Origin of the sequence: Saccharopolyspora kobensis (assembly GCF_900108315.1) — a bacterium.
GTDB classification, from domain to species: domain Bacteria; phylum Actinomycetota; class Actinomycetes; order Mycobacteriales; family Pseudonocardiaceae; genus Saccharopolyspora; species Saccharopolyspora kobensis.
Window position 1 is genome coordinate 101,661 of the sequence record NZ_FNVB01000014.1, and the last position, 11,830, is coordinate 113,490.

The window sequence follows — 11,830 nt, forward strand, 5'->3', positions numbered from 1 at the left end:
TGTAACCACGCTAGGTATCGACTCGTCCGGCACTCGGGAGGGTTCAGGCCGGGAAGCGGTGCTGCCAGATCTCGCGGGAGACCTTGACCGGGTCGGCGACCACCCGCGACGGGACGTGCCAGATCCGGGTCCGGCGATCCTGCGCGGTGTACTCCGGCCAGCCCGGGTCTCCGCTGGTGGCGAAGGAGATCCACGAGCCGCGCAGTTCCGCCGAGAGGGTCTCGAAGTCCGCGGGCGGTTCCTCGCCGAGCAGGGTCGTGCCGAGGAGACCGCCGGAAACGCCGAAGGTGAACGGGATGTCGAGGCCGTGGCACGCGCCGAACACGCCATCGCGGCCCGGTGCGGGCCAGGCGAACTCGTAGAGGTAGCTGCGGCCGCCCGCCTGCGCGTGCGCTTCGGCGCTCCACAGCCCCGGCATCCGGAAGAGCTGGTCGCTGAGCATCAGCGCGTACAGCTCCGCGTCGGGCTCGCCCGGGTACCCGGCGCGGTACTGCTCCACCACCGACGGGTCCAGCCGCAGGCCGCTGGCCAACAACGCGGGATCCTTGGCCGCCGCGGGCATGTCCACGGTGAACATCCGGGCTTCATGGGTGTTGTAACCGCAGATCAGCTCCACGCCCCGACCCGAACCGCGGCGCAGCATCGCCCACGGCAGGTCGTCGAGGACGGCACCGTCGAAGACCACCGCGTAGGGCGTCGAGTTCGTCCAGGCCGCGCGGTCCTGGTTGATCTCCGCCATCGCCGCTGCCTGCGCGCCGTGGATCGCCTCCGGCGCGACGGCACCCAGCTCCTCGGCCGTCGCCGACACGCCGAGCCGACCGAGGACCAGCTCGCTGACCTTGTGGAACTCGTCCTCCCCGCAGAACAGCGAACCGAGGCTCTGCGCGATGGCGCGCCGGAACAACCCCTGGTCCGCGGAACCGGCGACCAGCGTCGCGACCGACGTGGCACCGGCGGACTCGCCGAAGATCGTCACGTTCCCGGGATCGCCGCCGAAGGAAGCGATGTTGTCCTGCACCCAGCGCAACGCCGCCAGCTGGTCCAGGATCCCGCGGTTGGCCGGAGCATCCGCGACCCAGCCGAAACCCTCATACCCGACCCGGTAGTTCACCGTCACCACGACCGCACCGGCCTGCGCCAGCCTCGCCGGGTCGTACTCGCTGCTCGACCCGCCGAGGAAGGCACCGCCGTGGATCCACACCAGCACCGGAAGTCCACCGCCGAGATCCGGCGTCCACACGTTCACCGTCAGGGATTCCGCGCTGTCACCGGGATTCCACGACGACGGCAGGCCCGGCAGGATCGCCGGCTGCGGGACCGACGCGCTGAACTCCGACGCGTCCCGCTCCCCCTCCCACGATTCCGGGGCCACCGGGGCCTGGAACCGGCGCGGCCCGTCCAACGGCGCCGCGTACGGAATCCCCTTGAAAACGCACAACTCTCCACCGGCGGTGCCACGCACCGCACCGCGCTCAGTCCGCACCACAAGATCCATGCGTTCATACAACCATCCGCGGCCCGGTCGCGGTTCCTCATGCGAACAACCGCTCCAGCGCCGACCGGCTCTCCTCGTCGGCGGCGCGGTAGATCAGCAACCGCTGGTCCGGATCTTGCAGCGGCACGAGCACTTCGAAGTTCAGGGCGAGCTCGCCGACCCCGGGATGCCGCAGCACCTTGCTCCCGCGGCCGTTGACCTGGACGTCCCGCTCGGCCCACAACCGCGCGAACTCCTCGTCCCCGGCGGTGAATTCGGCGATGAGATCGGTCAGCGCCCGGTCGTCCGGGTGCGCGGCCCACGCAGCGCGCAGGTGGGCGATGCCGTCCCGCAGAACGCGCTCGCGGTCGGCGTAGCGCTCGCGGATCTCCGGGTGCTTCAGGCACAACCACATCGAATTGCGCTGCGACGCGGGCAAGGTGCCGAAATCCAGCAGCAGCCGCGCCATCTCGTCGTTCCAGGCGAGGATGTCGTAGCGGTGGTTCATCAGCATGGCGGGCAGCGGCGAGAGGTCGGCGACCAGCCGGGCCAGCGGCGGCGCGGCGGTGGTGGCGGGTTCGTCGGCGCTGCGGGGGCGCTGCTGGGCCAGGCCGAAGAGGTAGGCGCGCTCCCCCGGCGCCAGGCGCAGTGCGCCTGCCAGCGCCTCCACCACCTCTGCGGAGGGCCGCAGGTCGCGCCCCTGCTCCAGCCGCACGACGTAGTCGATGCTGATCCCGGCCAGCTCGGCGACCTCCTCGCGGCGCAAGCCCGGGGTTCGCCGGGCTCGCCTGCGCTCCGGCAGGCCGAAATCGCGCGGGTCCAGGCTTTCGCGCCGGGCCCGCAGGAACGCGGCCAGCTCCTGGGTCCGGTGCGTGGTGCGGGTCATCACCGCGATCCTACCGCCGGGGTAGGACTGGCCTTCCCAGGAATTCCCGCCCCTTAACCCCGGCTCGCGACGCTCGCAGACTCGGTTCTCGACAACGGATCACGAGCACGGAGGAACACCATGTCGCTCACCCTCGACACCTACCGGCTGCTGGGCCGCTCCGGGCTGCGGGTCTCACCGCTGGCGCTGGGCACGGCGACCTTCGGCACCGAGTGGGGCTGGGGCGCGGAGGAAGCCGAGGCGCGCAAGCTGTTCGACACCTACGTCGAGCGCGGCGGCAACTTCATCGACACCGCCAGCACCTACACCGAGGGCAGCTCCGAGCGGCTGCTGGGCGAGTTCGCCCGCGCCGAGCGCGAGAGCCTGGTGCTGGCGACGAAGTACTCGACGCTGCGCAGGCCCGGCGACCCGAATTCCGGAGGCGCGCACCGCAAGAGCCTGTTCGCGTCGGTGGAGACCAGTCTGCGGCGGCTGCGAACCGACTACGTCGATCTGCTCTTCCTGCACGTCTGGGACTTCACGACGCCGGTCGAGGAGATCCTGCGCGGGATGGACGATCTGGTCCGGCAGGGCAAGGTCCTGCACGTGGCGATGTCCAACGTCCCGGCCTGGCAGGTGTCGCGCATGCAGGCGATCGCCGATCTGCGCGGCTGGTCGCCGCTGGTCGCGCTGCAGATCGAGTACAACCTCGTCAACCGGGCCGCCGAACGCGACCTGCTCCCGATGGCGCGGGAGCTGGGCCTGGGCGTGACCCCGTACTCGCCGCTGGCGGGCGGCCTGCTCACCGGCAAGTACGGCCGCGCTGATCTGGCGGGCACCGGATCCGGCGAGAGCGCGCGCAAGAGCTTCAACGCCGGTCTGGGCATGGTGTCCGAGCGCAACCTCGCGATCGCCGACGCCGTGCGGGAGGTCGCCGCGGAGCTGGATCGCGCACCCGCCCAGGTCGGGCTGGCCTGGCTGCTGCAGAACCCGGGCGTGACGGCACCGGTCATCGGTGCTCGCACCGCCGAGCAGCTGGCGGACAATCTGGGCGCCCTGGAGGTCGAGTTCACCGCCACCCAGTCGGACCGCCTGGATGCCGCCAGCGCGATCGAACTCGGCTACCCGCACGACCTGCTCGCCGGCGAGCACATCCGCGCCGTGACCAGAGGCGATCTGAAGGTCGAAACCCGCCGCTGACGCCGGGAAGACCCCGCCGCCCGGCGGTCGGACCGGGCGGCGGGGTTCCTCCGGTCGATCAGGCGGCCTTGAGCACGCCGTCGATCAGGCCGAGGTTGGCCAGCACCTCGCGGGTGGCCTTGGCCCGGTTCAGGCTGTAGAAGTGCAGCGCCGGCACGCCTTCGGCGATCAGCTTCTCGCACAGCCGGGTGGTGATCTCCAGGCCCGCCTCCCGGAATCCGGGCGCGTCCTCGCGCAGCGGGTCCAGCACCGCCGACACCTCGTCCGGGATGGTCATGTTGCTCAGCTGGGTGGTCATGCCCAGGACCTTCGGCGTGGTGATCGGCATGACGCCCGGCAGCAGCGGCTGGTGGCAGCCGCGCTGCTCCAGCCGGTCCCGCAGCCGCAGGAAGTACTCCGGCTCCAGGAACATCTGCGCCACCGAGAAGTCCGCCCCGGCCCGCAGCTTGTTGACCATGTGCTCGGTGTCGGACTCCAGGTCCGGCGAGCGCGGGTGCATGTGCGGGAACGCCGCGACGCCCACGCTGAAGTCACCGCACTCGCGCACCAGCCGGACCAGCTCGTCGGCGTAGGTGATGCCCTCCGGGTGCGGGATCCACTCGCCCAGCGGGTCGCCCGGCGGGTCGCCCCGGATGGCCAGCACGTTCGTGATGCCCTCGGCCGCGTACGAGCCGATGACGTGGCGCAGCTCGGCGATCGAGTGGTTCACCCCGGTCAGGTGCGCCACCGGCACCAGCGTGGTGTCCCGCGCGATGCGGCCCGTGGTCCGGACCGTGCGGTCCCGGCTGGATCCGCCCGCGCCGTAGGTCACCGACACGTAGGCGGGGTCCAGCGGCTCCAGCTCCCGGATGGCCCGCCACAGCTGGCGTTCCTCCTCGTCGGTCTTCGGCGGGAAGAACTCCACCGAGAACACCGTCTTGCCGGGGCGCAGCCGGTCGATGACTTTGGTCATTCCTGGCCTCCCTCATTCCCAGCTTGGTCTCGTCAAGCGGCAGAACCGCCCCGTCACCACCACTGCGACGGGCGGGGCGGCAGGTGACAGGCCCGTGAGCACTTCCTGGCGCTATAGCCCCACAAAGCACTCACGGACACGGAAACCGCAGCGGCGACGCGAGCGAGCGAACCGGCCACCGTCGGGCAAGCGGCGAAGCCGCTTCCAGTGGTGAACAGCAACCGCGACGCACGACCGGCACCTATCGCGAGGTGTCGCATGCGCCGCAGGCGCATGACCCGCCCCCGCAACTTGCACCGCCGCGGGTTCTCAGAGGCTTTCTCGCGAGGACAGCCCGGACGCCGCGTACACGTCCGTACTCAAGTCCGGGATCCCGGAGTCGAGAAAGCCTCTGAGGTTCCGCTACCCGCACCGCCACGCAAGACGAGTGCAACTCACAAAAAGGATCAGTAGCGGTAGTGGTCCGGCTTGTAGGGGCCGTCCACGTCCACACCGATGTAGGCCGCCTGCTCCTTGGTCAGCTTGGTGAGCTTGACGCCGAGGGCGTCCAGGTGCAGGCGGGCGACCTTCTCGTCCAGGTGCTTGGGGAGCACGTAGACCTGCTTGTCGTACTCGCCCGGCTTGGTGAACAGCTCGATCTGGGCGATCGTCTGGTTGGTGAAGGAGTTCGACATCACGAAGCTGGGGTGGCCGGTGGCGTTGCCCAGGTTCAGCAGGCGGCCCTCGGACAGCACGATGATCGAGTGCCCGTCGGGGAACGCGTACTCGTGGACCTGCGGCTTGATCTCCTGCTTCTTGACGCCGGGCAGCCGCTCCAGGCCGGCCATGTCGATCTCGTTGTCGAAGTGGCCGATGTTGCCCACGATGGCGTTGTGCTTCATCTGCGCCATGTGCTCGGCGGTGATGATGTTGAAGTTGCCGGTGGTGGTGACGAAGATGTCGGCGATCGAGACGACCTCTTCCAGGGTAGTGACCTGGTAGCCGTCCATCGCCGCCTGCAGCGCGCAGATCGGGTCGATCTCGGTGACGATCACGCGGGCGCCCTGGCCGCGCAGCGACTCCGCCGAGCCCTTGCCGACGTCGCCGTAACCGCAGATCACGGCGACCTTGCCGCCGATGAGCACGTCGGTGGCGCGGTTGATGCCGTCGACCAGCGAGTGGCGGCAGCCGTACTTGTTGTCGAACTTCGACTTGGTGACCGAGTCGTTGACGTTGATCGCCGGGAACAGCAGGTCACCGGTCTTGGCCAGCTCGTAGAGCCGGTGCACACCGGTGGTGGTCTCCTCGGTGACGCCCTTGATGTCCGCGGCCAGGCGGGTGAACCGCTTGCCGTCGGCGGCCAGGCTCTTGCGCAGCGTCTCCAGGAAGACCTTGAACTCGTCGGAGTCGTCGTCGGTGGCCTGCGGGACCGCACCGGCGGCCTCGAACTCGACGCCCTTGTGCACCAGCATGGTGGCGTCGCCGCCGTCGTCGAGGATCATGTTCGGGCCCTGCTCACCGAACTGGAACAGCTGGTCGGTGCACCACCAGTAGTCCTCCAGCGTCTCGCCCTTCCAGGCGAACACCGGAACGCCCGCGGGCTTGTCCGGGGTGCCGTTCGGGCCGACGACGACCGCCGCCGCGGCCTCGTCCTGGGTGGAGAAGATGTTGCAGGACACCCAGCGGACCTCGGCGCCCAGCGCGACCAGGGTCTCGATCAGCACGGCGGTCTGCACGGTCATGTGCAGCGAGCCGGCGATCCGCGCGCCCTTCAACGGCTGAGCGGCCGCGTACTCCTCGCGGGTCGCCATCAGGCCCGGCATCTCGTGCTCGGCCAACCGGATCTGGTGCCGCCCGGCCTCGGCCAGCGTCAGATCCCTGACGGCGAACTCCAGGCCGTTGACCTTCTGCAGCTTCGCGCTCATGGCTTCCTTTCTGATTTCCCGATCTTGTCAGGTCTCGTCGGATCGGGTGTCGAGTGCAGGGTAGCGCCCTTCCACGGGCGCCGACCTGCGTCGATCTGTGTTCGTCATGGTCTTCTGCATGCGGCGTGAGCCGCATGCGGTGAGGCACTCGGCTCGCACCGCCGCGAGTTCTCAGCGGCTTTCTCGCGAGGACGGCCCGCTTGCCGTGTCCCGGGCATGCACGAGAACGGGATCCCGCAGCGGGAAAGCCGCTGCGGTTCCGCTGCCCGCACCGCCACGCAAGCCGGCCACTGGAACACTCCTTACGTGTTGAAGTACTTGGCCTCGGGGTGGTGGGCGACGATCGCGTCGGTGGACTGCTCCGGGTGGAGCTGGAACTCCTCGGAGAGCACCACGCCGATGCGCTCGGACTCCAGCAGGTCGACGATCTTGGCCCGGTCCTCGATGTCCGGGCACGCGCCGTAGCCGAAGGAGTACCGCGCGCCGCGGTAGCCGAGCTTGAAGAACTCCCGCACGTCCTCGGGGTCCTCCTGGGCCACCGTGCCGCCGCTGGACCAGGCCAGCTCCCGGCGGACGCGGCGGTGCCAGTACTCGGCCAGCGCCTCGGTGAGCTGCACGCTCAGGCCGTGCACCTCCAGGTAGTCCCGGTAGGCGTTCTTGGCGAACAGCTCGTTGGCGTAGTCGGCGATCGGCTGGCCCATGGTGACCAGCTGCATCGGCAGCACGTCCACCTGGCCGGTCTGCTCGGCCTGCTCCCGGGACCGGAAGAAGTCGGCCAGGCACAGCCTGCGGTCGCGCTTCTGCCGCGGGAAGAAGAACCGGCAGCGCTCCGGGGCGTCGGGCTCCTCCTTGTCCAGCACGACGAGGTGGTTGCCCTCGGTCACGCACGGGAAGTAGCCGTAGACCACCGCCGCGTGCTGCAGGATGCCCGCGGTCGACAGCTCGTCGATCCAGTGCCGCAGCCGCGGCCGGCCCTCGGTCTCCACCAGCTCCTCGTAGGAGGGGCCTTCGCCCTTCTTGGCACCGCGCAGGCCCCACTGGCCGAAGAACGTGGCCCGCTCGTCCAGCAGCGCCAGGTAGTCGGCGACCGCGACGCCCTTGACCACCTTGGATCCCCAGAACGGCGGCGTCGGCACCGGCGAGTCGGCGGCCACGTCGGACCGCGTGGTGTCGTCGTAGCCGGGCTCCTCGCCCTGCTCGGCCTTGCGCTTCTCGGCGATCCGCAGGGAGCGCTCGCGGCGGGCCTTGCGCTCGGCCTTCTTGGCCTCCTCGGCGGCGTCCTCCTCGGGGCTGTCACCGCGCTTGATGGCCATCAGCCGGTCCATCAGGTGCAGGCCCTCGAAGGCGTCCTTGGCGTAGCGCACGTCGCCCTGGTAGACCTCGTCGAGGTCGTGCTCGACGAAGGACCTGGTCAGCGCCGCTCCGCCGAGCATCACCGGGTACTTGGCGGCGAGTCCCCTGGAGTTCATCTCCTCCAGGTTCTCCTTCATGATCACCGTGGACTTCACCAGCAGCCCGGACATGCCGATGGCGTCGACCTGGTGCTCCTCGGCGGCTTCGAGGATGGCGCCGATCGGCTGCTTGATGCCGATGTTGACCACGTCGTATCCGTTGTTGGAGACGATGATGTCGACCAGGTTCTTGCCGATGTCGTGCACGTCGCCCTTGACGGTGGCCAGCAGCAGCCTGCCCTTGCCGCCGGAGTCGTCCTTCTCCATGTGCGGTTCCAGGTGCGCCACCGCGGCCTTCATCACCTCGGCGGACTGCAGCACGAACGGCAGCTGCATCTGACCGGAGCCGAACAGGTCGCCGACGACCTTCATGCCGGCCAGCAGGTTCTCGTTGATGATCTGCAGCGGCGGCTTCTCGGCCATCGCCGCCTGCAGGTCGTCCTCCAGGCCGTTGCGCTCGCCGTCGACGATCCGCCGCTCCAGCCGCTCGAACAGCGGCAGCTTCGCGAGCTCCTCGGCGCGCGAGGCGCTGCTGGACTTCGCGGTCTGGCCCTCGAACAGCTCCATGAGCTTCTGCAGCGGGTCGTAGCCCTCGCGGCGCCGGTCGTAGACCAGGTCCAGCGCGACGTTGCGCGCCTCCTCGTCGATCTTGCTCATCGGCAGGATCTTGGAGGCGTTGAGGATCGCCGTGTCCAGCCCGGCTTCCCGGCACTCGTTGAGGAACACCGAGTTGAGCACCTGCCGCGCCGCCGGGTTGAGCCCGAAGGACACGTTGGACAGCCCCAGCGTGGTCTGCACCCGCGGGTGGCGCGCCTTGAGCTCGCGGATCGCGTTGATGGTCTCGACGGCGTCCTTGCGGACCTCCTCCTGACCGGTGGTGATCGGGAAGACCAGGCAGTCGATGATGATCGCGGACTCGTCCAGACCCCAGTTGGTGGTCATGTCCTCGATCAGCCGCTCGGCGACCCGCAGCTTCCACTCCGCGGTCCGCGCCTGGCCCTCCTCGTCGATGCAGGTCACCACGACGGTGGCGCCGTGCTCGACGGCCATCCGCATGACCCGCTCGTACCGGGAACCCGGCTCGTTGCCGTCCTCCCAGTTGACCGAGTTGATCGCGCAGCGGCCACCGAGGTGCTCCAGCCCGGCCTCGATGACCTCCGGCTCGGTGGAGTCGACCATGATCGGCAGCGTCGAGGCGGTGGCCAGCCGCGAGGCCAGCTCCCGCATGTCGGCGGTGCCGTCCCGGCCCACGTAGTCCACGCACAGGTCGAGCATGTGCGCGCCCTCGCGGGTCTGCGCCTTGGCGATCTCCACGCAGTCGTCGTAGCGGCCCTCCAGCATCGCCTCGCGGAAGGCCTTCGATCCGTTGGTGTTGGTCCGCTCGCCGATGTTGAGGATCGAGGCGTCCTGCGCGAAGGGCACCGACTGGTACACCGAGGAGACCGACGGGATGTGCTCCGGGGTGCGCGGGGCGGGCGTGATCCCGCGGACCGCTTCGGCCACCGCGCGCACGTGCTCGGTGGTGGTGCCGCAGCAGCCGCCGACCAGCCGCGCGCCGTAGTCGTTGACGAACCCGACCAGCGCCTCGGCCAGCTCGTCGGGCTGCAGCGGGTACACCGCGCCGTTGGGGCCCAGCTCGGGCAGGCCGGCGTTGGGCATCACCGACAGCGGGATGCGGGAGTTCTGCGCCAGCACCCGCAGGTGCTCGCTCATCTCCGCCGGGCCGGTCGCGCAGTTCATCCCGATCAGGTCGATGCCCAGCGGTTCCAGCGCGGTCAGCGCCGCGCCGATCTCCGAGCCGACCAGCATGGTGCCGGTGGTCTCCACGGTGACCTGCGCGATGATCGGCACGTACCGCCCGGTCCGGGCCATCGCCCGCTTGGCGGCGACGATCGAGGCCTTGGTCTGCAGCAGGTCCTGCGAGGTCTCGACCAGCACCGCGTCGATGCCGCCGTCGAGCATGCCCAGGACCTGCTCCAGGTAGGCGTCGCGCAGCTGCGCGTAGGGCGCGTGCCCCAGCGTCGGCAGCTTGGTGCCCGGGCCCACCGAGCCCAGCACGAACCGCGGCCGGTCCGGGGTGGCGTACTCGTCGGCGGCCTCGCGGGCCAGCACGGTGCCCTTCTCGGCCAGCTCCCGGATGCGCTCCGGGATGTCGTACTCGGCGAGGTTGGCCCAGTTCGCGCCGAAGGTGTTGGTCTCGATCGCGTCCGAGCCCGCCTCCAGGTAGCCCCGGTAGATCGAGGACACCACGTCGGGCCGGGTCACGTTGAGGATCTCGTTGCAGCCCTCGAGGTTGGCGAAGTCGTCCAACGTCAGGTCGAAGCCCTGCAACGCGGTGCCCATCCCGCCGTCGGCGACGAGGACGCGCTCGCCGAGGGCGGTCAGGAACCCGCTCGGATCGTTCTGCCGGTCTGCCATGCCGTGCCTACTCCCCGTTGCTCAGCGGAGCTTCGCCCCGACCTCGCCCGCCGCCGCGTCGCCGTAGGCCTCGGCGAACCGGGCGAGGAACGAGTCGCGCTCGACCTGGTACTCCTGCGGGCCGTCGGCTTCCAGCGAAACGGTCGCCAACGTGCAACCTAGCTGCAACGAGCGCTCAACTCCCAGATCGTGGGACAGACCGGCCAGGAACCCGGCCCGCAGCGCGTCGCCGACGCCGGTCGGGTCGCCCTTCTGCTTCTCCTTGGGCGGGACGACCTCCGCGGTGGGCTGCGAGTTGGACTCCACCTGGACGCCCTTCGGGCCCAGCGTCGTCACCCAGCTGCCGACCCGGTCGAGCACCTCGTCGTGGGTCCAGCCGGTGCTCTGCAGCAGCAGGCCGTGCTCGTACTCGTTGGTGAACAGGTACTCGGCGCCCTCGACCAGCTCGCGGATCCCGGCGCCGTCCATCCGGGCCAGCTGCTGGCCGGGGTCGGCGATGAACCGGTAGCCGCGGTCGCGGCACTCCTGGGTGTGCCGCAGCATCGCGTCCGGGTCGTTGGCGGAGACGACCACCAGGTCCAGCCCGCCGACCCGGTCGGCGACCGGCTTGAGCTCGATGTCGCGGGCCTCGGCCATCGCACCGGCGTAGAAGGAGGCGATCTGGTTGAAGTCGGTGTCGGTGGTGCACAGGAACCGAGCGGTGTGCTTGGTCTCCGAGACGTGCACCGATGCGGTGTCCACGCCGTGGCGCTCCAGCCAGGAGCGGTAGTCGTCGAAGTCGCGGCCGACGGCGCCGACCAGGATCGAGCCGACGCCCAGCTGCCCGAGGCCGAAGGTGATGTTCGGCGCCACCCCACCGCGGCGCAACACCAGCTCGTCGACCAGGAACGACAGCGACACCTGCTCCAGGCGGTCGGCGACGAGCTGCTCGGTGAACCTACCGGGGTAGGTCATCAGGTGGTCGGTGGCGATGGATCCGGTCACCGCAATCCGCACTGCACTACTCCTTAACCAGGGGGCGGGCGCCCCGAAGCTCCCATGGACGACCGGCGCGCCGGACTGCGGGGCGCAGTCGCCCGCGCCCCGCAGTTCGCGCTCCGGCGATCGTTCTCAGACGCCGGCGGCGCTCTTCAGCGCCTCGGCGCGGTCGGTGCGTTCCCACGGCAGGTCGACGTCGCTGCGCCCGAAATGACCGTACGCCGCGGTCGGCGCGTAAATCGGGCGCAGGAGGTCCAGGTCACGCACGATGGCGGCCGGGCGCAGGTCGAAGACCTCGTTGATCGCGGCCTGGATCTTGACCGGGTCGACGTTCTCGGTGCCGAAGGTCTCCACGAACAGGCCCACCGGGGCCGCCTTGCCGATCGCGTAGGCCACCTGCACCTCGATCCGGCCGGCCAGACCGGCGGCGATGGCGTTCTTGGCCACCCAGCGCATCGCGTAGGCCGCCGAGCGGTCGACCTTCGACGGGTCCTTGCCGGAGAACGCGCCACCGCCGTGGCGGGCCATGCCGCCGTAGGTGTCGACGATGATCTTGCGGCCGGTCAGGCCCGCGTCGCCCATCGGACC

The 11,830-nt window shown here is 69.9% G+C and carries 8 protein-coding genes; 1 reads left to right on the top strand and 7 read right to left on the bottom strand.

Annotation, left to right across the window (positions count from 1 at the left end; genetic code table 11):
* Positions 1-43: 43 nt before the first annotated feature.
* Together C4T78_RS33540 and C4T78_RS33545 are read right to left on the bottom strand one after the other, a co-directional pair.
* Positions 44-1,495 (bottom strand): carboxylesterase/lipase family protein, encoded by a 1,452-nt coding sequence (locus tag C4T78_RS33540; RefSeq protein ID WP_093347949.1) that lies wholly within the window; start codon positions 1,493-1,495, stop codon positions 44-46.
* Between the two features lie 37 nt (positions 1,496-1,532).
* A complete protein-coding gene (locus C4T78_RS33545; protein ID WP_218161472.1) occupies positions 1,533-2,360 on the bottom strand; it encodes a helix-turn-helix domain-containing protein in 828 nt (275 codons plus the stop codon).
* Positions 2,361-2,480: 120 nt separating this feature from the next.
* Here C4T78_RS33545 and C4T78_RS33550 point away from each other — a divergent pair, with 120 nt between their 5' ends.
* Positions 2,481-3,539, top strand: coding sequence for an aldo/keto reductase (locus tag C4T78_RS33550; protein WP_093347943.1), 1,059 nt, complete (start codon positions 2,481-2,483; stop codon positions 3,537-3,539).
* A gap of 58 nt (positions 3,540-3,597) precedes the next feature.
* Here C4T78_RS33550 and C4T78_RS33555 read toward each other — a convergent pair whose 3' ends face one another.
* From C4T78_RS33555 to C4T78_RS33575, 5 genes are all read right to left on the bottom strand, one after another.
* Positions 3,598-4,491: a methylenetetrahydrofolate reductase gene (locus C4T78_RS33555; RefSeq protein WP_093347941.1), complete on the bottom strand. Its 894-nt coding sequence runs from the start codon at positions 4,489-4,491 to the stop codon at positions 3,598-3,600.
* A 446-nt stretch (positions 4,492-4,937) separates the two neighbouring features.
* Positions 4,938-6,395, bottom strand: a complete 1,458-nt coding sequence (gene ahcY, locus C4T78_RS33560) for an adenosylhomocysteinase (RefSeq protein WP_093347938.1) — start codon at positions 6,393-6,395, stop codon at positions 4,938-4,940.
* A gap of 302 nt (positions 6,396-6,697) precedes the next feature.
* Positions 6,698-10,264, bottom strand: a complete 3,567-nt coding sequence (gene metH / locus C4T78_RS33565) for a methionine synthase (protein WP_093347935.1) — start codon at positions 10,262-10,264, stop codon at positions 6,698-6,700.
* A 21-nt stretch (positions 10,265-10,285) separates the two neighbouring features.
* Positions 10,286-11,260 carry a carbohydrate kinase family protein gene (locus tag C4T78_RS33570; protein ID WP_093347933.1) on the bottom strand — a complete coding sequence of 325 codons (975 nt, stop codon included), beginning with the start codon at positions 11,258-11,260 and terminating at the stop codon, positions 10,286-10,288.
* A 114-nt stretch (positions 11,261-11,374) separates the two neighbouring features.
* Positions 11,375-11,830: methionine adenosyltransferase domain-containing protein (locus C4T78_RS33575; RefSeq protein WP_181138266.1), on the bottom strand; the 456-nt coding region annotated here is incomplete at its 5' end.

Coding starts and splice junctions, on each gene's coding strand:
- C4T78_RS33545 (WP_218161472.1), bottom strand. CDS start 2,360: ATGACCCGCACCACGCACCGGACCCAGGAGCTGGCCGCGTTCCTGCGG.
- metH (WP_093347935.1), bottom strand. CDS start 10,264: ATGGCAGACCGGCAGAACGATCCGAGCGGGTTCCTGACCGCCCTCGGC.
- C4T78_RS33555 (WP_093347941.1), bottom strand. CDS start 4,491: ATGACCAAAGTCATCGACCGGCTGCGCCCCGGCAAGACGGTGTTCTCG.
- ahcY (WP_093347938.1), bottom strand. CDS start 6,395: ATGAGCGCGAAGCTGCAGAAGGTCAACGGCCTGGAGTTCGCCGTCAGG.
- C4T78_RS33540 (WP_093347949.1), bottom strand. CDS start 1,495: ATGGATCTTGTGGTGCGGACTGAGCGCGGTGCGGTGCGTGGCACCGCC.
- C4T78_RS33550 (WP_093347943.1), top strand. CDS start 2,481: ATGTCGCTCACCCTCGACACCTACCGGCTGCTGGGCCGCTCCGGGCTG.